Source organism: Roseateles sp. GW821-FHT03B02 (assembly GCF_059421025.1).
This window is the reverse complement of record NZ_JBWKUV010000008.1, coordinates 189,571-212,642: the sequence shown is the minus strand read 5'-3', so window position 1 is coordinate 212,642 and position 23,072 is coordinate 189,571. Positions and strand designations below refer to the sequence as shown.

The following is a 23,072-nucleotide window of genomic DNA, read 5'->3' as shown; positions in this document are numbered from 1 at the left end:
CCCTTTGAGGCCAAGGAACCCTCCCATGAGCAGCGAATTGATCAAGCATGTTTCCGACGCGTCCTTCGACGCCGACGTGATCCAGTCCGGCAAGCCGGTGCTGGTGGACTACTGGGCCGAATGGTGCGGCCCCTGCAAGATGATCGCGCCCATCCTGGACGAGGTCGCCACCGGCTACGGTGACAAGCTGCAGATCGCCAAGATGAACGTGGACGAGAACCGCGAAGTGCCGGCCAAGTTCGGCATCCGCGGCATCCCGACACTGATGCTGTTCAAGGACGGCCAGCTCGCCGCCACCAAGGTCGGCGCCTTGTCCAAGGCCCAGTTGACCGCCTTCCTCGACGCGAACCTATAATCGCGCCCAACTGCTGCAGTGTCTGTCTGACGCCTACCGGCGCCGGCACTGCAGCAGCCAAAGCCAACACGCCCCGGGTTCCACGGGACCCAGCCAGCGTGGCCTCGGCTCCCCTTCCCCCAACTTTCTGAATCCGCTTCGCTCGCTGTTTGAGCGTTTGCCTTTTCGGTCCTGTCCCGGGGCAGCCGTGGAATCGCCGTTGCGCCTTGGCTGGCGCTGCGGCCCCTGACGGGTGTTCACCCATGCATCTTTCCGAACTCAAAGCCCTCCACGTCTCCGCCCTCATCCAGATGGGTGAGGAGCTGGAGATCGACAACGTCACGCGTCTGCGCAAGCAGGAGCTGATGTTCGCCATCATGAAGAAGCGCGCCAAGGCCGGCGAGCAGGTCTTCGGCGATGGCGTGCTGGAAGTGCTGCCTGACGGCTTCGGCTTCCTGCGCTCGATCGAGGCGAGCTACATGGCCTCCACGGACGACATCTACCTGTCGCCCAGCCAGATCCGCCGCTTCAACCTCCACACCGGCGACCTCGTCGAAGGTGAAGTCCGCGTCCCCAAGGACGGCGAGCGTTACTTCGCGCTCGTGAAGGTCGACCGCGTCAACAACCAGACGCCGGAGGAGAGCAAGAACAAGATCATGTTCGAGAACCTGACGCCCTTGTTCCCCAAGGAGCAGTTCAAGCTCGAACGTGAAGGGTTCAAGGGCGAGGAGAACATCACGGGCCGCATCGTCGACCTGATCGCCCCCATCGGCAAAGGCCAGCGCGCGCTGATCGTGTCGCAGCCCAAGACCGGCAAGACCGAGATGATGAAGAGCCTGGCGCACGCGCTGGTGGCCAACCATCCGGACTGCCATCTCATCGTGCTGCTCGTGGACGAGCGCCCCGAGGAAGTGACCGAGATGATCCGCACCGTGCGCGGCGAAGTCATCAGCTCCACCTTCGACGAGCCGGCCGCCCGTCACGTGCAGGTGGCCGAGATGGTCATCGAGCGCGCCAAGCGCCTGGTCGAGCTGAAGAAGGATGTGATCATCCTGCTGGACTCGATCACCCGCCTGGCCCGCGCCTACAACAACGTGCTGCCCAGCTCCGGCAAGGTGCTGACCGGTGGCGTGGACGCAAACGCGCTGCAGCGCCCGAAGCGCTTCTTCGGCGCGGCGCGCAACATCGAGGAAGGCGGCTCGCTGACCATCATCGGCACGGCCCTCATCGACACCGGCTCCAAGATGGACGAGGTGATTTACGAAGAGTTCAAGGGCACCGGCAACTGCGAAATCCACCTGGATCGCCGCATGGCCGAGAAGCGCGTCTACCCGTCCATCCTGATCAACAAGTCCGGCACGCGCCGCGAAGAGCTGCTGCTCAAGCCCGAGATCCTGCAAAAGAGCTGGATCCTGCGCAAGCTGCTCTACAACATGGACGAGATCGAGGCGATGGAGTTCATCCTCGACAAGATGAAGGCGTCGAAGAACAACCTGGACTTCTTCGACATGATGCGGCGCGGCGGGTAACTTCAGCCCCAAACTAGCCAAACCGCAGGGAAGCCCGCTACAATCGCAGGTTTTCCGCCCTGACACCCCCGGAAAGTGCGCCGACCGAGCGATTGATCATCGTCGGCGTGGCTCCCGACCTAGCCAAGAGGTTCCCATGAAAGAAGGCATTCACCCCAACTACCGCGAAGTCGCGTTCGTTGACCTGTCCAACGGCTTCCAGTTCGTGACGCGTTCCACCGTCCAGTCCAAGGAAACCATCGAGATCGACGGCAAGACCCTGCCGCTGGTGAAGCTGGAAACCACCAGCGAGTCGCACCCCTTCTACACGGGCACGCAAAAGAGCGTGGACAACCTGGGCGGCCGCGTCGAGAAGTTCCGCAACAAGTTCGCTCACCTCAAGAAGTAAGCTGGCTGCGGCTGTTTCGCCGCGCCAACGTCAAAGGGCAGCCTCGGCTGCCCTTTTGCATTGCCGTGCGCCGTTTGACGGCATGATGCCGGCCGACCCCCTCATCTTCAGCGCGTGAATCTCCCCACCCCTGCCATCGTCGCCGAGCGCGGCGTCGAGCGTCTGCCGCGCCTGGCGCTGCTCCTGCTGTGCGCAGCCTATGTGCTGCCCGGGATCTTTGGCCGCGATCCCTGGCGCAATGCCGACCTCTCCGCCTTCGGCTTCATGGCCAGCATCGCCGAGGGCCGCGCGCCCTGGTGGCAACCGGCCATCGCCGGCATCCCGGCCGAGGGCGGTCCCCTGCCGTACTGGCTGGGGGCGCTGGCCATCAAGGCCCTGCCCTTCCTGGACGCGCCCGTTGCCGCCCGCCTGCCCTATGCCCTCGTTCTGGCCGGCGTGCTCGTCGCCGTCTGGTACGCCTGCTTCCACCTCGCTCGCACCGAGGCCGCCCAGCCGGTGGCCTTTGCCTTTGGCGGCGAAGCCCAGGCCGTGGACTACGCCCGCGCGCTGGCCGACGGCGCGCTGCTGGCGCTAATGGCGTCCCTGGGCCTGCTGCAGCTGGGCCACGAGACGACGCCGGAGCTGATGCAGCTGCTGGCCGTGTCCGTCTATCTTTACGGGCTGGCGGCGGCGCCCTTGCGACCCGGCCGGGCGCGGATCGCCGTGCTGGTCGCCCTGCCGGTGCTGGCCGCCAGTGGCGCGCCGACCGTGGCCTGCGCGCTCGGCCTGCTGGGCGTGCTGCTCAACCATCGCTCCAGCTACGACGAGGCCAAGGCCCAGCGCGTCTGGCTGCTGGGCGCACTGACGCTGGCCGTGCTGGCCGCCTGGGGCTTCAACGGCTGGGCCTGGCGCGTTCAACCGGGTCTTCAATTCGGCTCGCTGGCAAGCCTGCTGGCCTGGTTCTGCTGGCCGGCCGGACCGCTGGCCCTGTGGACGCTTTGGCGCTGGCGCCGCCACGGCCTGCGCCGCCACATCACCGTGCCGGCCATCGCGCTGCTGGTGCCGCTGTTGGCCTGCATCGCGATGGACGGCTCGGAACGCGCTCTGCTGCTGGCGCTGCCGTCACTGGCCATCCTGGCGGCGTTTGCGCTGCCGACGTTGAGCCGCGGCTTCTCGGCAGCGGTGGACTGGTTCTCGGTGTTCTTCTTCAGCGCCGCGGCGCTGTTCTTCTGGCTGTACTACCTGTCCATGCATCTGGGCTGGCCGCCGCGGCCGCTGGCCAACCTGCGCCGCCTGGCCGAGGGATTCGAGCCGCGCTTCAGCCTGCTGGCCCTGCTGTTCGCGATCGCGGCGACGGTGTCGTGGCTGGCCCTGGTGCGCTGGCGCACGGCCCGCCACCGCCACGCGCTGTGGAAGAGCCTGGCCCTGCCCGCCGGCGGCGTTGCCCTGGGCTGGCTGCTGGTCATGAGCCTGCTGCTGCCGCCGCTGGATTACGCGCGCAGTCTGGCGCCGCTGGTGGCGAGGCTGAGGGCGCGCATGCCGGCCGACGTGTCCTGCCTGGCGGCGCCGGGTCAGAACCTCGCGACGCTGGCCGCCCTGGAATGGCATGGCGGCTGGACCGTCCGCGGCCGCGGTTCGCTGGGAACCTCGGGCTGCAGCTATGCAGTCGTCGGTGCAGGCCAGCCCACGCCGCACGGCTGGCAGGTCGTCGCCCAGGTGAAGCGGCCGACCGACCGCAGCGGCAGCGCGGGGCTGGTGCTGCTCAAGCGTCAGTGATCTGACATCGCGGCGGCGTTGAAGGCCGCCTCGTCGCCCAGGGCCGAATCGCTGGCGTGGCGCACGCGCGCGGCCGGGAAGACGAGGCGGAAGCGCGACCCCTTGCCGACCTCGCTCTGGATCATCAGTTCGCCGCCGTGGCGCTGCATGACATGCTTGACGATGGACAGTCCCAGGCCCGTGCCGCCGGTTTCACGCGAACGGCTGCCGTCCACCCGATAGAAGCGTTCGGTCAGCCGCGGGATGTGCTCGCGCGCGATGCCGAGGCCCGTGTCGATGACAGTCAGTTCGCCATTGCCGCCCTCCAGCACCCGCCAGGTCACCTCGACCTCGCCGCCATCCGGGGTGTAGCGCACCGCATTGGTGACGAGGTTGGCGACGGCACTGAGCAGTTCGCTCTCGATGCCGGCCAGCTCGATGTGGGTCGCGGGCCTGAGACGCAGGTGGTGGCGGCCGGCGGACAACGCCTCGGCATCCGCCGCTATGCGCACCAGCAGCCCGTCCAGTGCCACCCAGCGGTCCGGCGCTGGGCGCGGGCTGCCTTCGAGCTGGGCCAGCGTCAGCAGGTCGGCCACCAGGGTCTGCATGCGCTGGGTCTGCTGCGTCATCAGCACGAGGACGCGCTCGCGCTCCACGGCCGTCAGCGGCAGCGTGTGCATGGTTTCGATGAAGCCCGCCAGCACGGTCAGCGGCGTGCGGATCTCGTGCGAGACGTTGGCGACGAAGTCGCGCCGCATGGCCTCGGAACGCAGGCGCTCCGTGACGTCCAGCGACAGCACGAGGCGCATGCCGTCACCGTACTCGCGCACGATGATGGACAGCGTGCCCGGGCCGCGACCGTTGCCGAGCACCAGCGGCTCGGCGAAGTTGCCGGCCTGCAGATAGGCCACGAAGGCCGGCGCGCGCACGAGATTGGTGATGCGCTGCTGCAGGTCGCGCTGGGGATCCAGCGAGAAGTGGTCTGCCGCCGAGCGGTTGCACCACATGATGTGTTCCTGGGCATCCAGCATCAGCACGCCGTTGGGCGAGGCCTCGATGGCCGACAGGAACTGCTCCAGCTCCAGCCGGCCACGGGCGACGTCGCGGTCGCGGTCGCGCACGGCGCGCTCGATGCGGTAGCCCACCTCGCCCCACAGGCCCGTGTCGCGGGGCGCGTTCCCTAGCTGGTTGCCGCGCAGCCAGCTCAGCAGGCGATGGCCGCGCACGGCATCGACCAGCAGCATCGTCACGACACCCCCGACCACGCCGATACCCAGGCCCAGGCCGTCCAGGCCCGTGGCCGTGCGCACGGCCGCTCCGATGACAAACCCGAGCAGTGCGGCCCCGAAGGCCAGCAGCAGTCGAGGCAACAGCCAGGTCATGAAGTCGGGCGAATCTCAGGCGGAGAGCGCGCTGCTCTGCTGGGTCAGGCGGTAGCCGGCGCCGCGCACGGTCTCGATCATGCGCGCGCACTGCACGCGCTCCAGCGCCTCGCGCAGCCGCTTGACGTGGACGTCGATGGTGCGCTCCTCGATGAAGACATGGTCGCCCCAGACGCGGTCCAGCAGCTGCGAGCGGCTGTGCACGCGCTCGGGATGCGTCATCAGGAAATGCAGCAGGCGGAACTCGGTGGGACCGAGCTTGACCTCGGCGCCGTCGCGACTGACTCGGCGCGTTCCGGGGTCCAGCAGCAGCGGGCCGATCTCGACCGCGCTGTCCAGCGCTTCGGGCGCCTTGCGACGCAGCACGGCACGGATGCGGGCCAGCAGCTCATTGGTCGAGAAGGGCTTGGTCACGTAGTCATCGGCACCGGCGTCCAGGCCGGCGATCTTGTCGCCTTCCTCGGCGCGCGCCGTCAACATGATGATGGGCAGCTCTTTCGTGCGGGCGGTGCCGCGCCATTGGCGGGCCAGGGCGACGCCGCTCTGGCCGGGCAGCATCCAGTCCAGCACGACGAGATCGGGCAGCACGCGGTCCACCTCGTGCTGGGCCTGCGTGGCGCTGCCGGCCAGCGTGACTTCAAAGCCGGCGTGGCGCAGATTGATGGAGATCAGCTCGGCAATCGCCGATTCGTCTTCCACCACCAGGATTCGACTCATTCGCTCGCTCCCTTTCAACGCACCATGGTCTCGACGGCTTCCGGCGAGTTGTGCCGGACGTCCTGACCCTTGACCACATAGATGACGACCTCGGCCAGGTTCTTGGCGTGGTCGCCGACGCGCTCGATGGCCTTGGCGACGAAGACCAGGTCGATGGACGACGAGATGGTGCGCGGGTCTTCCATCATGTAGGTGATGAGCTTGCGCAGCAGGCCGTCGAACTCCTTGTCGATCTCGTCGTCGTGCTTGAGCACGTCCAGTGCCCGTTCGACGTCCAGCCGGGCGAAGGCGTCCAGGGCCTTGCGCAACTGGGTGGTCGCCAGCTCGGCCTCGAAGGCCAGATCGGACATAGGCACGCGCAGGCGGCTCGACACGCCGCTGGCCACCAGGCGCTGCACGGTGCGGGCGATGCGCGCTGCCTCGTCGCCGACGCGTTCGAGGTTGGCGATGCTCTTGGAGATCGCGATCAGCAGGCGCAGGTCGCGGGCCGTGGGCTGGCGGCGCGCGATGATGGTCGAGAGATCGCGGTCGATCTCGACTTCCATCATGTTTACGCGACCCTCACGGGCCAGCACTTCGTCGGCCGACTCGGCCGAGAAGTCGCCCAGCGCCTGCACGGCCTGGGCTACCTGAGCTTCCACCAGGCCGCCCATTTCCAGCACGCGGGTCGAGATGCCGCTGAGTTCGGCGTCGAACTGGGTCGAGAGATGCTTGTCCACCATACCGTCCTCCTAGCGGGTCAGCCGAAGCGGCCCGTGATGTAGTCTTCCGTGTCCTTGCGCTTGGGCTTCATGAAGAGCTCGGCCGTGGGGCCGAACTCGATCAGGTCACCCAGGTACATATAGGCCGTGTAGTCGGAGCAGCGCGCGGCCTGCTGCATGTTGTGCGTCACGATGGCGACCGTGTAGTCGCTCTTCAGTTCGTGGATGAGCTCCTCGATCTTGCCGGTGGAGATCGGGTCCAGCGCCGAGCAGGGCTCGTCGAGCAGCAGGACTTCGGGCTTGATGGCGATGCCGCGTGCGATGCACAGACGCTGCTGCTGGCCGCCCGAGAGGCCGGCGCCGCTCTGGTTGAGCTTGTCCTTCACTTCCGTCCAGAGGGCTGCCTTCTTCAGGGCCCATTCGACGCGCTCGTCCATCTCCACGCGCGGCAGCGTCTCGAACAGGCGCACGCCGAAGGCGATGTTGTCGTAGATGGACATCGGGAAGGGCGTGGGCTTCTGGAAGACCATGCCAACCTTGGCGCGAATCAGAGAGACATCGTCATTGCTGGTCAGGATGTCTTCACCGTCCAGCAGGATCTGGCCTTCGGCGCGCTGCTCGGGATAGAGCTCGAACATGCGGTTCAAGGTGCGCAGCAGCGTGGACTTGCCGCAGCCCGACGGGCCGATGAAGGCGGTGACCTTCTTCTCGGGGATGTCGAGGTTGATGTTCTTCAGCGCATGGAAACTGCCGTAGAAGAAGTTCAGGTTGCGCACCGAGAGCTTGGCGCGCTCGCCCACGGGCGTTTCGATCTTGGCGTCCATGTGGGTGGATCCTTAGTGTTTGTTCTTGAAGAGCACGCGGGCGAGGATGTTCAGCAGCAGCACGCCGACGGTGATCAGGAAGACACCGGCCCAGGCCAGCTTCTGCCAGTTCTCATAGGGGCTCATCGCAAACTTGAAGATGGTGACCGGCAGGCTGGCCATGGGGGCGCCGAGATCGCTGGTCCAGAACTGGTTGGACAGTGCCGTGAACAGCAGCGGCGCGGTCTCGCCTGACACGCGGGCCAGTGCCAGCAGGATGCCGGTGATGACGCCGGCACGGGCCGCCTTCAGCGTGATGGACAGGATGACCTTCCACTTCGGCGTGCCCAGCGCGTAGGCGGCCTCGCGCAGCGCGTTGGGCACGAGGCTGAGCATGTTCTCGGTCGTGCGGATGACGACGGGAATGACCAGCAGCGCCAGGGCCAGCGCACCGGCCAGGCCGGAGAAGCTGTGCATCCGGGCGACGATGACCGCGTAGACGAACAGGCCGACGACGATGGACGGGGCGGACAGCAGGATGTCGTTGATGAAGCGCACCGCACTGCCGAGCCAGTTCTTCTGGCCGTACTCGGCGAGGTAGACGCCCGCCATGATGCCGATCGGCGTGCCGACCAGCGTCGCCAGGCCGACCATGACGAAGCTGCCGAAGATGGCGTTGGCCAGGCCACCACCCTCGCCTTGCGGCGGCGGCGTCATCTGCGTGAAGGTGGCGAAGTTCAAGCCGCCGATGCCGAGATAGATGGTTTCGAACAGGATCCAGATCAGCCAGAACACGCCGAAGGCCATGGCCCCCAGCGACAGCGTCAGCGCTACGGCGTTGACGCGCTTGCGCTTGGCGTGCATGGCCAGGCGGCCTGCGTCCAGCTTGCTCATGAGCGCGCTCCTTCGTTCTTCTTCAGGCGGATCAGCAGCAGCTTGGAGATGGACAGCACGACGAAGGTGATCAGGAAGAGGACCAGGCCGAGATACATCAGCGAGGCCTGGTGCAGACCCTCGCCGGCTTCGGCGAACTCGTTGGCGAGCGTGGACGTGATGCTGTTGGCCGCCTCGAACACCGACAGCGAGTTCAGCTGGTTCATGTTGCCGATGACGAAGGTGACCGCCATCGTCTCGCCCAGCGCCCGGCCCAGGCCCAGCATGACGCCGCCGACAACGCCCGTCTTGGTGTACGGCAGCACCACCTTGGAGACGACCTCCCAGGTCGTCGCGCCCAGGCCATAGGCGCTCTCCTTCAGCATCGGCGGGGTGACTTCGAAGACGTCACGCATCACCGAGGCGATGAAGGGGATGATCATGATCGCCAGGATGATGCCGGCGGACAGGATGCCGATGCCCACCGGCGGACCGGAGAACAGGGAGCCCACATAGGGCACCCCGCCGAACAAGGCCTGCAGCGGCTGCTGCACGAAGGTTGCGAGGATGGGACCGAACACCAGCAGGCCCCACATGCCGTAGACGATGGACGGGACGGCGGCCAGCAGCTCGATGGCGATACCCAGGGGGCGCTTGAGCCAGCTGGGGGAGAGCTCGGTCAGGAAGATGGCAATGCCGAAGCTAACCGGCACGGCGATGAGCAGCGCGATGAAGGAACTGGCCAGGGTGCCGTAGATCATCACCAGGCCGCCGAACTTCTCCTGGACCGGATCCCATTCCGCGCTGGTCAGAAAACCCAGGCCAAAGGCCTTCAGCGCCGGTGCAGCGCCGATGACGAGCGAGCCGATGATGCCGACCATCAGGGCCAGCGTCAGCCAGGCGGCCCCCTGGGACAGGGCGGCAAACAGCGCGTCGGCCCAGGGGGCGACGCGGCGGCGCGGGGGTTGCGGCTTCATCGAGTGCGGCTGAGGTTCGCTTCGATCAGCGCCGGCGCTGTCGGCGGGAAGTATGGCTGCCAAGGAACCTCCGGAGGGGCTGGTCGGTAGAGGTGGGCGCCTTCGATGTGGCGAAGCCCGGCCGGAGCCGGGCCTTTGCCTCAGCACCCCGATATCACTTGTAGGCGACGGGCTTGCCGGCCGTGTCCTTGATGTGATCGGCCCACTGCTTGCGCACCAGGTCCTTCACGCTGGCCGGCAGCGGCACGTAGTCGAGGTCATCGGCCATCTTGTCGCCATTGGAGTAGGCCCAGTCGAAGAACTTCAGCGCGGCGCTGGCGTTGGCGGCCTTGTCCTGCGACTTGAACATCAGGATGTAGGTCGGGTTGGTCAGCGGCCAGGCAGCCTTGCCGGGCTGGTCGGTCGTGATCTGGTAGAAGGTCTTGTTCCAGTCGGCGCCCGAGGCAGCGGCCTTGAAGGCGTCGTCGCTCGGATTGACCCACTGGCCGTCCTTGTTCTTCAGCTGGACGTAGGTCATCTTGTTCTGCTTCACATAGGCGTACTCGACGTAGCCGATGGAGTTGGGCAGGCGCTGCACGAAGGCGGCGACGCCCTCGTTGCCCTTGCCGGCCGTGCCGGCCAGCCACTTGACCGTCGTACCTTCGCCGACCTTGTCCTTCCAGTCGGCGCTGACCTTGGAAAGGTAGTTGGTGAAGATGAAGGTCGTGCCCGAGCCGTCGGCGCGAGCCACCGGCGCGATGGCCGCGTCAGGCAGCGCCACGCCGGGGTTCAGCGCCGTGATGGCCGCGTCGTTCCACTTCGTGACCTTGCCGAGGTAGATGTCGGCCAGCACGGTGCCCGTCAGCTTCAGCTGGCCCGGGGCGACGCCCTTGACGTTGACGACGGGCACCACGCCGCCGATGACTGTAGGGAACTGCACCAGGCCGTCCTTGGCCAGTTCCTCGTCCTTCAGCGGCATGTCGGAGGCGCCGAAGTCGACCGTCTTGGCCTTGATCTGGCGGATGCCGGCGCCGGAGCCCACCGACTGGTAGTTGATGCGCGCGCCGGTCGCCTTGTTGTAGGCATCGGCCCACTTGGCATAGATGGGCGCCGGGAAGGTCGCGCCTGCGCCGGTGACGTCCTGGGCAAGCGCCACTTGGGCACCGAACAGGCCCGCCAAAGTGGAAACAAGAGCGAGCGACTTGCTGACCTGGACAAATTTCATCTGAGACACCTTCCGCAGGGCGGTTTTGACGATGACGGCATCCTAGGGATCGAATGTGACGGTTCGGTGACCGTCGATTCGTCATTACGGGCATTGGAACGCGTCAAACGCCCGCTGGGAAGCACCCCAAACCCGCTTTGTGACAGCGTCATTTTCAATTCATGCGAATGTCATATGACACTCCTAGAGTGCCGACGAGTCGATTTCCATCCAACCGGAGCCCCTGAATGATTCGTCGCTCGTCGCTGATCGCCCTTGCCGCCAGCGCGCTGCTGGCCGCCTGCGCCACCACTCCTGCCCCCGCGCCGCTGACGGACACGCTCGCCCGCGACCCACAGCTCAGCACCTTCAACCGCCTCGTGGCCCAGGCTGGCCTGGCCGACGAACTGCGCGCAACCGGTCCGTTCACCGTCTTTGCCCCCAGCGACGAAGCCTTCAAGGCCGTCCCGGCCAAGACGATGGAAACGCTGGCCGCCGACCGGGCCCAGCTCAAGGCCGTGCTGAGCTATCACATCATCGACGGCCGCCTGGCCGCTGCCGACGTGAAGCCGGGCGCCGCCAAGACCCGCCAGGGCGCCTCCGTCGCCCTCGCGAAGGCAGGCAGCTTCGTTACCGTGGACGATGCCGTCGTTCAGCAGGCCGACATCGTCGCGACGAACGGCGTGGCCCATGTGGTCGACCGCGTGCTGATGCCGCCCAAGAAGTAAGCCAGGTACTCCGCCCGTCAAAAGGCCGCCCTCGGGCGGCCTTGTTCATCTGGCACGTGCACGCGACTGTCAGGCGGCGACGGCCTCGGCCAGACGCTGAGCGCAGCGCTGGGCAAGCCCGGCGTCGGAGGCCTCCACCATGACGCGCAGCAACGGCTCCGTGCCCGAAGCGCGGATCAGCACGCGGCCACGGTCGCCGAGCTCTGCCGTCACCGCGGTCTGCTCGTCGGCCAGGCGGGTATTGGTCTTCCAGTCTTGGCCCGCCTGCAGGCGAACGTTGATCAGCGTCTGAGGGAACAGCTCGACACCCTGAAGCTGCTCCGCCAGACCGCGACCACTGCGGCAAACCGACTGCAGCACCAGCAGCGCGCTGACGATGCCGTCGCCTGTCGTGTGTTTGTCCAGCGCCAGCAGGTGGCCAGAACCCTCACCGCCCAGTTGCCAGCCGCGCGCGGCCAGCTCTTCCAGCACGTAGCGGTCGCCGACCTTGGCGCGCACGAACTCGACATCGCGCGAGCGCAGCGCCAGCTCGACGGCCATGTTCGTCATCAGCGTACCGACGGCGCCGGCCACGCGCACGCCCTGGCTGAGGCGGTCGGCCACCATCACGTAGAGCAGTTCGTCGCCGTTGTAGAGGCGCCCGTTGGCATCCACCAGTTGCAGGCGGTCGGCGTCGCCGTCCAGCGCCACGCCGTAGTCCGCACCGTTGGCCTTGACGGCCTCGACCAGCGCGCCAGGCGAGGTCGCACCGAAGCCGGCGTTGATGTTGAAGCCATCGGGCTTGCAGCCAATGGCGATCACCTCGGCACCGAGCTCGTGAAAAACGTCGGGCGCCACGTGGTAGGCCGCGCCATGAGCGGCATCGACGACGATCTTCAGCCCCTTGAGCGTCAGGTCGGAGCCGAAGCTGTTCTTGCAGAACTCGATGTAGCGGCCGCGCGCGTCTTCCAGGCGCTTGGCGCGGCCGAGACTGGCGGAATCCACCCACTGCGGCGCTTCTTCCAGCGCGGCCTCGACGGCCAGCTCCCAGGCGTCGGGCAGCTTCTCGCCCCTGGCAGAGAAGAACTTGATGCCGTTGTCCTGGAATGCGTTGTGCGAGGCGCTGATGACGACGCCGAGGTCCTGGCGCAGCGCGCGGGTCAGGTAGGCGACGCCCGGGGTGGGCAACGGGCCGGTCAGCAGCACGTTGACGCCGGCGGAAGCGAAGCCGGCCTCCAGCGCCGATTCGATCATGTAGCCGGAGATGCGGGTGTCCTTGCCGATCAGCACCGTCGGGCGTTTGCTGGACTTGCGAAGCACGCGACCGACGGCATGGCCCAGGCGCAGCATGAAGTCGGGCGTGATCGGGTCCTGGCCCACCGTGCCGCGAATGCCGTCGGTTCCGAAATACTTGCGGCTCATCTAGCTCATCCTTTTATACAGTGGGCGAAATTGTCGCCGCATCGACGGCGGCCCAGACCTTGAGGGCGTCCACCGTGGCGGGGACATCGTGCACACGAATTACGTTTGCGCCGGCACTGACGGCCCGCAGCGCAGCGGCCAGGCTGGCAGCCAGGCGCTGGTCCACAGGCCGGCCGGTGATGTCGCCCAGGGTGCGCTTGCGCGACCAGCCCACCAGCAGCGGGTAGCCGAGTTCCGTCAGCCGCCGCTGACCGGCCAGCAGGCGCAGGTTGTGCTCGGCACTCTTGGCAAAGCCATAGCCTGGGTCGAGGGTGATGCAGTCGGCCGGCATGCCCGACTCGCGCGCGGCCTGGGCGCGCCGGGCCAGGAAGGCGCCCACTTCGGCCACGATGTCGCCATAGACGGCCAGGTCCATCATCGACGCAGGCTCGCCACGCATGTGCATCAGGCAGACGCCCGCGCCACTGCCGGCCACGGCGGCCAGTGCGCCTGGCATCTGCAGGGCCTGCACGTCGTTGATGATGTCTGCACCGGCATCCAGTGCGCGGTGCATGACGTCGGGCTTGTAGGTGTCGACGGAAACCGGCACCCCCAAGGTCACAGCTGCGGCCAACACCTCGGCAATGCGTGCCCACTCGCTGGCGGCATCGACGTGCGGCGCGCCCGGCCGCGTGGACTCGCCACCGATGTCGAGGATGTCCGCCCCCTCGGCCACCAGTCGCTCGCAATGCGCGATGGCCGCGCGAGTGTCGTCGTGGCTGCCACCGTCGGAGAAGGAGTCGGGTGTCACGTTGACGATGCCCATTACGCGGGGGCGGCTCAGATCGATGCGGAAGCGGCGGGTCTGCCAGTGCATGGTTGTCTGCCCGAATGGAAAACGGGCCCGGTGGAAGCCGGGCCCGTCTGGAGTGGGGATCAGGCCGCGGCCGGTGCGCCGTCGGTGCTGACCGGCGGCGTGCCGCCGCTCGGGCCGCTGCTGGGCGCCGACGGCGTGCTGCCGGGCTCGCGCGGCGGGCGGCCGGCCATGATGTCCAGGATCTGCTCGCGGTCAATGGTTTCCCACTTCATCAGCGCGGCCGTCATGGCCTCGACCTTGTCGCGGTTGTCTTCCAGGATCTTCTGCGCGACGGCGTACTGCTCGTCGAGGATGCGGCGGATCTCGCTGTCGACCTTCTGCTGCGTGGTCTCGCTGATGTTGGCCGTCTTGGTCATGCTGCGGCCGAGGAAGACCTCGCCCTCGTTCTCCGCATAGACCATCGGGCCCAGCGCCTCGCTCATGCCGTAGCGCGTGACCATGTCGCGGGCCATGCGGGTGGCGCGCTCGTAGTCGTTGGACGCACCGGTGGAGATGTCGTGGACGAACAGATCCTCGGCAATGCGGCCGCCGAACATGATGCTGATGCTGTTGAGCATCTGCTTGAAGTAGAGGCTGTGCTGGTCACGCTCGGGCAACTGCCAGGTCACGCCCAGGGCGCGGCCGCGCGGCATGACCGTGACCTTGTGGACCGGGTCGGTGCCCGGCAGCATCTCGGCGACGACGGCATGACCGGACTCGTGATAGGCCGTGGCCTTTTTCTCGTCCTCGGTCATGACCATGCTCTTGCGCTCGGGGCCCATGTAGAGCTTGTCCTTGGCGCGCTCGAAATCGATCATCTCGACGAGGCGGGCGTTGCGGCGGGCAGCGAACAGCGCAGCCTCGTTGACGAGGTTGGCCAGGTCAGCGCCGCTCATGCCGGGCGTGCCGCGGGCCAGGATGGACGCGTTCACGTCTTGGCCGATGGGCACCTTGCGCATGTGCACGTTCAGGATCTGCTCGCGGCCGCGGATGTCGGGCAGCGTGACGTAGACCTGGCGGTCGAAGCGGCCCGGGCGCAGCAGAGCTGGGTCGAGGATGTCGGGGCGGTTGGTGGCCGCGATGACGATGACGCCCAGGTTGGTGTCGAAGCCGTCCATCTCGACCAGCATCTGGTTCAGCGTCTGCTCGCGCTCATCGTTGCCGCCGCCCAGGCCCGCGCCACGGTGTCGGCCGACAGCGTCGATTTCGTCGATGAAGATGATGCAGGGCGCACTCTTCTTGGCCTGCTCGAACATGTCGCGCACGCGCGCCGCGCCGACGCCGACGAACATCTCGACGAAGTCGGAGCCGGAGATCGTGAAGAAGGGGACCTTGGCTTCGCCGGCGATGGACTTCGCCAGCAGCGTCTTGCCAGTGCCCGGGGGCCCCACCATCAGCACGCCGCGCGGAATGCGGCCGCCGAGCTTCTGGAACTTCTGCGGATCCTTCAGGAAGTCCACGAGTTCCTTCACCTCTTCCTTGGCTTCGTCGCAGCCGGCGACGTCAGCGAAGGTGATGGAGTTGTTGGCCTCGTCGAGCATGCGGGCCTTGGATTTGCCGAAGCTGAACGCTCCGCCCTTGCCGCCGCCCTGCATCTGGCGCATGAAATAGACCCACACCCCGATCAGCAGCAGCATGGGCGTCCAGTTGATCAGCATGCTGACCAGGAAGCTCTGCTCTTCGCGCGGCTTGATGTCGAACTTGACGCCGTTGCTGCGCAGGTCGCCCACGAGGCCGCGGTCCTGGTAGGTGGCCAGGGTGCGGATCTTGTTGCCTTCGGTGTCCTCGGCGTAGATGTCGCCGGTGATGCCGTCAGGCAGCGTCGCCGACTTGATCCGGTGCGCCTGGACCAGATCCAGGAACTCGGAATAGGTGACTTGCTTGCCGGGGGCCGTGGTGCTGCCGAACTGCTTGACGACCGTGAACAGCACCAGCGCGATGACGATCCAGACGGCGAACTTCGAAAACCATTGATTGTTCACTGCGACTCCTTGGCCCTGATGGCCCAGCGCGGGTTTCGGGACAGTGGGGACGATTTTATGTGAGGCAAGAGGGCCAGCCCTGTAATCAGCGGTTTTTCAACCCCAGGCCAACCAAGAATGTCTCGGAAGAGCGGATGCGCGAGGCCTTGGGCTTCACGACCTTGAAGACCTTGAAATGCGCCTTGAAGAGGTCGACGAGCTCGTTGTAGCCGCTGCCGTGGAAGACCTTGGCCACCAGCGCCCCATCGGGTTTGAGGTGCTTGTCGGCGAAATCGACGGCCAGCTCGATCAGGTTGGAAATGCGGGCGGCGTCTGTCGCCGCAATACCCGACAGATTGGGCGCCATGTCCGAAACAACGACATCCACGGGCTTGCCGGCCAGCGCTTCTTCCAGCTGGGCCAGCACGGCGTCTTCCTGGAAATCGCCCTGGATAAACTGCACGCCCTCGATGGGCTCGAACTCCAGCAGGTCCAGCGCAATGATGGTGCCGTTGAGCTGGCCCACCGCCGCCCCGCCCTGCCCCGCCTCCTTGGGCGCGAACTTGCGGCGCAGATACTGGCTCCAGGCGCCGGGGGTGGCGCCCAGGTCGACCACCACCTGGCCCGGGCGGATCAGCTTGAGCTCCTCGTCGATTTCCTTGAGCTTGTAGGCCGCGCGCGACCGGTAGCCGTCCTTTTGCGCTTGCTGGACGTAAGGATCCGAGACATGGTTGTTCAGCCATGCCTTGTTCAGCTTCTTGCTTTTGGTTTGAGTTTTCATGCCTACGGGATAATACGGGGATGCCTCAAATCAACCTGACCCCCGCCCAGCGCAAGGACAAGCGCGCCGATGCCCACCATCTCGACCCGGTCGTGATGATCGGCGGCGAGGGCCTGACGCCTGCCGTCGTCAAGGAAACCGACGCGGCGCTGAAGTCCCACGGCCTCATCAAGGTCCGCGTGCTGGGCGACGACCGCGCTGCCCGCGAAGCGATGTTTGCCCAGCTCTGCGACGAGCTGAGCGCGGCACCCATCCAGCACATCGGCAAGCTGCTGGTACTGTGGCGCCCCATCCCCGAGAAGGCCAAGGCCGAGCGCGAAGGCGCCATGCCCGGCCCGCGCGTCGTCAAGATCGTCAAGTTCTCCAAGAGCGGCAACGGCCGCCCCCAGATCAACAAGGTCAAGGTCATGGGCAATGAGCGCGTGACCCAGGGCGGCGAGATCAAGCGCATCAAGAAGCGCAGCAAGACTACGAGCGTCAAGAAGACCGCTGCTGACTGATCCAGGCGAGGCCCAGCACCGCGAGGCCCTTCACACCGAAAAAGGCCAGCGACACGCCATGCAGCGCCGCGAATGACGCGACGCCATGGCCGGCCTTGGCGTCCGCCATCATGGGCTGCAGCCCGTAGTAGCCGGCAATCGTGCAGAACAGCGCGACCGCCGGCAGCAGCAACTTGGGCGAGAAGACATTGCTTGTGGCGCCCGCCTCGACGGCGTCACGGGCAATGCGGCGCTCAAGCAGCATCAGGATCAGGGCTGCGGCCAGGCTGATCTGGGCCTCGATGGCGAACACACGTCCCACATAGGCGCCCGCCTGAGCCCGCTCCAGCACGGCGAAGGCACTGGGCGTGGCCGCAAAGGCAACGCAAAGCAAAAAGCCGCCCCAGAGGGCGGCCAGCAGGGCTTGGAGTTTCTGAAACATCGTCGCCAATTCGTAGTGCCTGACCGAGCGGCTGCCGCGGATCCGGCTTTGCCGGGCCGCTGGCTGCGCCCCCTAGAGGGGGCCGGCGCAGCAGGTAGGGGGTGGGCTATTCGTACCGGACTTCGACGATCTCGTAGCGCTTGATGCCGCCGGGGGCCTGCACTTCGGCGACGTCACCGGCCTCCTTGCCGATCAGCGCGCGCGCGATGGGCGAGCCGACCGAGATGCGACCCAGCTTGATGTCGGCCTCGTCGTCGCCGGTGATCTGGTAGGTCACCTCGGTGCCACTGGCCTCTTCTTCCAGATCCACGGTCGCGCCAAACACGACACGGCCGCCGGCGTCCAGCGTGGCGGGATCGATGATCTGCGCGGCCGCGAGCTTGCCCTCGATTTCGAGGATGCGGCCTTCGATGAAGCCCTGCTTGTCCTTGGCGGCGTCGTACTCGGCGTTCTCGCTCAGGTCGCCCTGGGCACGGGCCTCGGCAATGGCCTGGACGACGGCATGGCGCTCGACGGTCTTGAGGCGATGCAGTTCGGCCTTGAGCGCCTCGGCGCCGCGCTTGGTCAGGGGAATGGTCGTCATGTCAGAACTCGATGGCAAAAAGAGTTCCGCCGCTGCGGCCCGGGAGTCCAGGCTGCGGCGGCGGAATCGATGAGCTGTAGTTTAAGCCAGCTCGGCGTGCAGTTCCTGCAGGGATTGCACGGTCAGACCGTCACGGTGTTTCATGCCTTCGACCGCGGCTTCGCAGCCGGCCATCGTCGTGTAGTAGGTCACGCGGTTGGCCAGCGCGGACTGGCGGATGTAGCGGCTGTCCGCGATGGCCGTGCGGGTCTCGTCCACCGTCGTGAAGACGAGCTGGATGTCGCCACCCTTCAGCGCGTCGACGATGTGCGGCCGGCCGTCCTTGATCTTGTTGATCAGCTTGACCGGCACGCCGGCTTCCGTGATGGCCGCGGCCGTGCCCTTGGTCGCGACGATGCCGAAGCCCAGTTCGTGCAGGTCCTTGGCGATGGCAATCGCACGGGCCTTGTCGTTGTTCTTGACCGTGATCAGCACGTTGCCCTGGCGCGGCAGACGCGAGCCCGCGCCGATCTGGCTCTTCAGCATGGCTTCGCCAAAGGTCTTGGCTGCGCCCATCACTTCACCGGTCGAACGCATCTCGGGGCTGAGGATGGGGTCCACGCCCGGGAACTTGTTGAAGGGGAAGACGGCTTCCTTGACGCTGAAGTAAGGCGGAATCACCTCGGCCGGCACGCGGCCCTTGCGGTCGCGCTGGTCGGCGATCTTCTGGCCGGCCATGCAGCGGGCCGCAATCTTGGCGAGCTGCTGGCCGGTGGCCTTGGAGACGTAGGGCACCGTGCGCGAGGCGCGCGGGTTCACTTCCAGCACGTAGATCGTGCAGTGGGCGAGGCCCTTGGCCACGTCGCCCTGGATGGCGAACTGCACGTTCATCAGGCCGACGACCTTGAGCGCCTTGGCCATGGCCGCGGTCTGGCGGCGCAACTCGTCCTGCACGTCGGCCGCCAGCGTGTAGGGCGGCAGCGAGCAAGCTGAGTCGCCAGAGTGAATGCCGGCCGCCTCGATATGCTCCATGATGCCGCCGATCATCGTGTCGACGCCGTCGCTGATGCAGTCCACGTCCACCTCCACGGCGTCCTGCAGGAAATGGTCCAGCAGCACGGGCGATTTCTCGCTGACGCGCACGGCCTCGCGCATATAGCGCTCCAGGTCCTTGTCGCCGTGCACGATCTCCATCGCGCGGCCACCCAGCACATAACTCGGACGAACGACCAGCGGGTAGCCAATCTCATTGGCCAGCGTGACGGCCTGCTCTTCGGTGCGCGCGGTGCGGTTGGGCGGCTGCTTCAGGCCCAGCTCGTGCAGCAGCTTCTGGAAGCGCTCGCGGTCCTCGGCGATATCGATGGAATCAGGCGTGGTGCCGATGATGGGCACGCCGGCGCGCTCCAGGTCCAACGCCAGCTTCAGCGGCGTCTGGCCGCCGTACTGCACGATGACGCCGGCCGGCTTTTCCTTGTCGACGATCTCCAGCACGTCTTCCAGCGTGACCGGCTCGAAGTACAGGCGGTCGGACGTGTCGTAGTCGGTCGAGACGGTCTCAGGGTTGCAGTTGACCATCAGCGTCTCGTAGCCGTCCTCGCGCATGGCGAGGGCCGCGTGCACGCAGCAGTAGTCGAACTCGATACCCTGGCCGATGCGGTTGGGGCCACCGCCCAGCACCATGATCTTCTTCTTGTCCGTCGGCGCGGCCTCGCACTCGGCGCCCTCGCCCTCATAGGTCGAGTACATATAGGCCGTCTGCGTCGAGAACTCGGCGGCGCAGGTGTCCACGCGCTTGTAGACCGGGCGCACGTTCAGCGCGTGGCGGCGTTCGCGCACGGCATGCTGGTTCGTGCCCAGCAGCTTGGCCAGGCGCTTGTCAGAGAAGCCCTTGGTCTTGAGCAGGCGCAGTTCGGCTTCGGTGATCGATTCAATCGAACGCCCCTTCAGGTCGCCTTCGATCTGGATCAGCTGTTCGATCTGGGCCAGGAACCACGGGTCCACCGCGGTCTCGTCGTAGATCTCGTCCAGCGTCATGCCGATGCGGAAGGCATCGGCCAGGAAGAGGATGCGCTCGGGACCGGCTTCGCCGATCTCCTGCACGATCTCTTCACGGTCGGTCGAGCGCTCGGTCAGGCCGTCGATGCCCGTCTCCAGGCCGCGCAGCGCCTTCTGGAAGGATTCCTGGAAGGTGCGGCCCATGGCCATCACCTCGCCGACGGACTTCATCTGCGTCGTCAGCCGCGAGTCGGCCATCGGAAACTTCTCGAAGGCGAAGCGCGGGATCTTGGTGACGACGTAGTCGATGCTAGGTTCGAAGGACGCCGGCGTGGCGCCACCGGTGATGTCGTTCTTCAGCTCGTCCAGCGTGTAGCCGACGGCCAGCTTGGCCGCGACCTTGGCGATGGGGAAGCCGGTGGCCTTGGATGCCAGCGCGGATGAACGCGACACGCGCGGATTCATCTCGATGACGATCATGCGGCCGTTCTTCGGGTTGATGGAGAACTGCACGTTGGAGCCGCCCGTGTCCACGCCGATCTCGCGCAGCACGGCCAGCGACGCGTTGCGCAGCAGCTGGTATTCCTTGTCCGACAGCGTCTGGCTGGGCGCCACGGTGATGGAGTCACCGGTGTGGATGCCCATGGGATCCAGGTTCTCGATGGAGCAGACGATGATGCAGTTGTCCGCCTTATCGCGGACGACCTCCATCTCGTACTCCTTCCAGCCGATCAGGCTCTCTTCGATGAGGAGCTCGTTGGTAGGCGACAGGTCCAGGCCGCGCTTGCAAATCTCTTCGAACTCTTCCGGGTTGTAGGCAATGCCTCCGCCCGTGCCGCCCAGCGTGAAGCTGGGGCGGATGACCATAGGGAAGCCGGCGCCGCCGATCTCGGCGTGGATGCGCTTTTGCACGCCCCAGGCCTCTTCCAGCGTGTGCGCGATGCCCGACTTGGCCGAGTCCAGACCGATCTTGGTCATCGCGTCCTTGAACTTCAGGCGGTCCTCGGCCTTCTCGATGGCGACCTCGTTGGCGCCGATCATCTCGACGTTGTACTTGGCCAGCACGCCATGCTTGTGCAGGTCCAGCGCGCAGTTCAGCGCGGTCTGGCCGCCCATCGTGGGCAGCACCGCGTCCGGGCGCTCCTTGGCGATGATCTTCTCGACCACCTGCCAGGTGATGGGCTCGATGTAGGTGACGTCCGCCGTGTCCGGGTCCGTCATGATGGTCGCGGGGTTGCTGTTCACCAGGATGACCTTGTAGCCCTCCTCGCGCAGCGCCTTGCAGGCCTGGGCGCCCGAGTAGTCGAACTCGCAGGCCTGGCCGATGATGATCGGGCCGGCGCCGATGATGAGGATGCTCTTGAGGTCTGTACGTTTCGGCATGGCGGTCTGCGCTCTTGGAACTTTTTAGAGGGTGGCCGTGGCCAGCTTGGCCCCGAATCCAACGAAAAGGGCACCGACGCCTGCGTTAGCGGCACCGGAGAGACGACGCCGCGCACGGAAGGCCGCCGCGAGGCGGGCGCCGGCGAAGATCAGCGTCGAGAGATAGACGAAGCTGAGCACCTGGATGATGGCGCCCAGGATCAGGAAGGTCAGCGCCGGCGTCGGATAGGCCGGGTCGACGAACTGGATGAAGAAGGACAGCAGGAAGGCAATGGCCTTGGGGTTCAGCAGGCTGACGACCAGGGCCTTGCGGAAGGGCTGGCTGGCGTCGACGGCGCGCGGCGCCTCGTTGCTCTTGCCATCGCCGCGCCAGGTGCTCAGCGCGCCACGCAGCAGCTGGATGCCGATCCAGCCCAGGTAGACCGCGCCCACCATCTTCACGACGAAGAAGATCTGCGGGCTGGCCATCAACAGCGATGCGCCACCGGCCGCGGCAGCCGTCATCAACACCGTGTCGCCGACGAACACGCCGCAGGCGGCCGTGTAGCCGGCGCGCACGCCACGCTGCGCCGCAACGGACAGCACGTACAGCGAGTTCGGGCCCGGCAGCAGGATGATGAAGATCGCTGCCGCGAGAAAGGTGCCGAGGTCGGTGATGCCGAACATGCGAGCCTCCTCAAGCCTTGTTCATCAGGCCAATGAAACGGTCGAACAGATAGGCGATGTCGTGCGGGCCGGGGCTGGCTTCCGGGTGGCCCTGGAAGCTGAAGGCCGGCTTGTCGGTACGGGCGATGCCCTGCAGCGTGCCGTCGAAGAGGCTGACGTGGGTGGCGCGCAGGTTCGCCGGCAGCGTCTCGGGGTCGACGGCGAAGCCGTGGTTCTGGCTGGTGATGCCGACGCGGCCGCTGTCCAGGTCCTTGACCGGATGGTTGGCGCCGTGGTGGCCGAACTTCATCTTGAAGGTCTTGGCGCCCGAAGCCAGCGCCAGGATCTGGTGACCCAGGCAGATGCCGAAGACGGGGATGCCGGATTCGATCAACTGGGCCGTGGCCTTGATGGCGTAGTCGCAGGGCTCCGGGTCACCAGGACCGTTGGACAGGAACACGCCGTCCGGCTCCAGGTCGAACACGGTGCTGGCGGGCGTCTGTGCCGGCACGATGGTGACCTTGCAGCCGCGCTCGGCCAGCATGCGCAGGATGTTGAGCTTGACGCCGAAGTCGTAGGCGACGACGTGGAACTTCGGCGCGCCCTGAGTGCCGTAGCCGCTGCCGAGCTTCCACTCGGTCTGCGTCCAGGCTTCGCTCTCGGTGCGGCTGACGACCTTGGCGAGATCCAGGCCGGCCATCGACGGTGCGGCCTTGGCGGCGGCGACCGCCGTGTCGATGTGCGCCTGCGTGACGGCCTCACCAGCGGGCAGAGCCAGGATGCAGCCGTTCTGCGCGCCCTGGGTGCGCAGAACGCGCGTCAGGCGGCGCGTGTCCAGGCCGGCGATGCCGACTGTGCCCTGCTCGCGCAGGTAAGCATCCAGCGTCTTGCCGGAGCGGAAGTTGGACGCGCGGATCGGCAGGTCCTTGATGACAAGGCCGGCGGCGAAGACCTTGCCGGCCTCGACGTCTTCCTCGCTGATGCCGTAGCTGCCAATGTGCGGATACGTCAGCGTGACGATCTGGCGGCAGTAGCTGGGGTCGGTCAGGATTTCCTGGTAGCCGGTCAGCGCGGTGTTGAACACCACTTCACCGACCGTCTGGCCGGTCGCGCCGATGGACTGGCCTCGGAACACCGTCCCATCCGCCAGAGCCAGGATTGCTTGAGGGGGATGGAGCAGGTCGGTCAGCACAAAGGGTCTCCGCAAGTGGTTCGCGTGCCCAGCATCAACCCGTCCGG

At 66.5% G+C, this 23,072-nt stretch carries 22 protein-coding genes; 6 read left to right on the top strand and 16 right to left on the bottom strand.

Annotated features, from left to right (window positions below):
* Positions 1–25: 25 nt before the first annotated feature.
* From trxA to AC07VX_RS20715, 4 genes are all read left to right on the top strand, one after another.
* Positions 26–355, top strand: a complete 330-nt coding sequence (gene trxA / locus AC07VX_RS20730; protein ID WP_056195487.1) for a thioredoxin TrxA — start codon at positions 26–28, stop codon at positions 353–355.
* Between the two features lie 242 nt (positions 356–597).
* Positions 598–1,863: a transcription termination factor Rho gene (gene rho / locus AC07VX_RS20725; protein ID WP_493166181.1), complete on the top strand. Its 1,266-nt coding sequence runs from the start codon at positions 598–600 to the stop codon at positions 1,861–1,863.
* A gap of 136 nt (positions 1,864–1,999) precedes the next feature.
* Positions 2,000–2,251 carry a type B 50S ribosomal protein L31 gene (locus AC07VX_RS20720; protein ID WP_493166182.1) on the top strand — a complete coding sequence of 84 codons (252 nt, stop codon included), beginning with the start codon at positions 2,000–2,002 and terminating at the stop codon, positions 2,249–2,251.
* A gap of 114 nt (positions 2,252–2,365) precedes the next feature.
* Positions 2,366–4,006, top strand: a complete 1,641-nt coding sequence (locus tag AC07VX_RS20715) for a hypothetical protein (RefSeq protein WP_493166183.1) — start codon at positions 2,366–2,368, stop codon at positions 4,004–4,006.
* Here AC07VX_RS20715 and phoR read toward each other — a convergent pair.
* The 7 genes from phoR to pstS all read right to left on the bottom strand — a co-directional run bounded on the left by phoR (position 4,000) and on the right by pstS (position 10,642).
* Complete coding sequence (gene phoR, locus AC07VX_RS20710) at positions 4,000–5,367, bottom strand: phosphate regulon sensor histidine kinase PhoR (protein WP_493166184.1); 1,368 nt, start codon at positions 5,365–5,367, stop codon at positions 4,000–4,002. The genes AC07VX_RS20715 and phoR overlap by 7 nt on opposite strands.
* Positions 5,368–5,382: 15 nt before the next feature.
* The gene (phoB, locus tag AC07VX_RS20705; protein WP_493166185.1) at positions 5,383–6,084 is read right to left on the bottom strand and encodes a phosphate regulon transcriptional regulator PhoB; all 702 of its coding nucleotides are present in this window, start codon (positions 6,082–6,084) and stop codon (positions 5,383–5,385) included.
* Positions 6,085–6,098: 14 nt separating this feature from the next.
* On the bottom strand, positions 6,099–6,806 hold the full coding sequence (phoU, locus tag AC07VX_RS20700) for a phosphate signaling complex protein PhoU (RefSeq protein WP_493166186.1): 708 nt from the start codon (positions 6,804–6,806) through the stop codon (positions 6,099–6,101).
* Between the two features lie 17 nt (positions 6,807–6,823).
* A complete protein-coding gene (gene pstB / locus AC07VX_RS20695) occupies positions 6,824–7,609 on the bottom strand; it encodes a phosphate ABC transporter ATP-binding protein PstB (protein ID WP_493166187.1) in 786 nt (261 codons plus the stop codon).
* A gap of 12 nt (positions 7,610–7,621) precedes the next feature.
* Positions 7,622–8,482 (bottom strand): phosphate ABC transporter permease PstA, encoded by an 861-nt coding sequence (gene pstA, locus AC07VX_RS20690; RefSeq protein WP_493166188.1) that lies wholly within the window; start codon positions 8,480–8,482, stop codon positions 7,622–7,624.
* Positions 8,479–9,438, bottom strand: a complete 960-nt coding sequence (pstC, locus tag AC07VX_RS20685; protein WP_493166189.1) for a phosphate ABC transporter permease subunit PstC — start codon at positions 9,436–9,438, stop codon at positions 8,479–8,481. Before pstC ends, pstA begins: the two co-directional genes overlap by 4 nt.
* Positions 9,439–9,592: 154 nt before the next feature.
* Positions 9,593–10,642: a phosphate ABC transporter substrate-binding protein PstS gene (gene pstS, locus AC07VX_RS20680; RefSeq protein ID WP_493166190.1), complete on the bottom strand. Its 1,050-nt coding sequence runs from the start codon at positions 10,640–10,642 to the stop codon at positions 9,593–9,595.
* Between the two features lie 227 nt (positions 10,643–10,869).
* Between pstS and AC07VX_RS20675 the strand changes: the two genes are divergently transcribed.
* On the top strand, positions 10,870–11,349 hold the full coding sequence (locus AC07VX_RS20675) for a fasciclin domain-containing protein (protein ID WP_493166191.1): 480 nt from the start codon (positions 10,870–10,872) through the stop codon (positions 11,347–11,349).
* Positions 11,350–11,418: 69 nt separating this feature from the next.
* On the opposite strand, the gene glmM is transcribed toward AC07VX_RS20675, so the two are convergent.
* The 4 genes from glmM to AC07VX_RS20655 all read right to left on the bottom strand — a co-directional run bounded on the left by glmM (position 11,419) and on the right by AC07VX_RS20655 (position 16,327).
* Positions 11,419–12,750: a phosphoglucosamine mutase gene (gene glmM / locus AC07VX_RS20670; RefSeq protein WP_493166192.1), complete on the bottom strand. Its 1,332-nt coding sequence runs from the start codon at positions 12,748–12,750 to the stop codon at positions 11,419–11,421.
* Between the two features lie 13 nt (positions 12,751–12,763).
* Entirely contained in the window at positions 12,764–13,606 is an 843-nt protein-coding gene (folP, locus tag AC07VX_RS20665; protein ID WP_493166193.1) for a dihydropteroate synthase, read from the bottom strand.
* A 59-nt stretch (positions 13,607–13,665) separates the two neighbouring features.
* Positions 13,666–15,567 (bottom strand): ATP-dependent zinc metalloprotease FtsH, encoded by a 1,902-nt coding sequence (gene ftsH, locus AC07VX_RS20660; protein ID WP_493166194.1) that lies wholly within the window; start codon positions 15,565–15,567, stop codon positions 13,666–13,668.
* A gap of 85 nt (positions 15,568–15,652) precedes the next feature.
* Positions 15,653–16,327, bottom strand: a complete 675-nt coding sequence (locus AC07VX_RS20655) for an RlmE family RNA methyltransferase (RefSeq protein WP_493166195.1) — start codon at positions 16,325–16,327, stop codon at positions 15,653–15,655.
* Positions 16,328–16,347: 20 nt separating this feature from the next.
* On the opposite strand from AC07VX_RS20655, the gene AC07VX_RS20650 reads away from it, so the two are divergent.
* Complete coding sequence (locus tag AC07VX_RS20650) at positions 16,348–16,827, top strand: YhbY family RNA-binding protein (protein ID WP_493166196.1); 480 nt, start codon at positions 16,348–16,350, stop codon at positions 16,825–16,827.
* On the opposite strand, the gene AC07VX_RS20645 is transcribed toward AC07VX_RS20650, so the two are convergent.
* From AC07VX_RS20645 to carA, 5 genes are all read right to left on the bottom strand, one after another.
* On the bottom strand, positions 16,805–17,248 hold the full coding sequence (locus AC07VX_RS20645) for a DUF4149 domain-containing protein (RefSeq protein ID WP_493166197.1): 444 nt from the start codon (positions 17,246–17,248) through the stop codon (positions 16,805–16,807). The genes AC07VX_RS20650 and AC07VX_RS20645 overlap by 23 nt on opposite strands.
* Positions 17,249–17,354: 106 nt before the next feature.
* The gene (gene greA / locus AC07VX_RS20640; protein ID WP_493166198.1) at positions 17,355–17,831 is read right to left on the bottom strand and encodes a transcription elongation factor GreA; all 477 of its coding nucleotides are present in this window, start codon (positions 17,829–17,831) and stop codon (positions 17,355–17,357) included.
* A gap of 81 nt (positions 17,832–17,912) precedes the next feature.
* Complete coding sequence (gene carB / locus AC07VX_RS20635; protein WP_493166199.1) at positions 17,913–21,188, bottom strand: carbamoyl-phosphate synthase large subunit; 3,276 nt, start codon at positions 21,186–21,188, stop codon at positions 17,913–17,915.
* A 24-nt stretch (positions 21,189–21,212) separates the two neighbouring features.
* The gene (leuE, locus tag AC07VX_RS20630) at positions 21,213–21,854 is read right to left on the bottom strand and encodes a leucine efflux protein LeuE (RefSeq protein WP_493166200.1); all 642 of its coding nucleotides are present in this window, start codon (positions 21,852–21,854) and stop codon (positions 21,213–21,215) included.
* A gap of 10 nt (positions 21,855–21,864) precedes the next feature.
* Entirely contained in the window at positions 21,865–23,025 is a 1,161-nt protein-coding gene (carA, locus tag AC07VX_RS20625) for a glutamine-hydrolyzing carbamoyl-phosphate synthase small subunit (RefSeq protein WP_493166201.1), read from the bottom strand.
* Positions 23,026–23,072 lie beyond the last annotated feature (47 nt).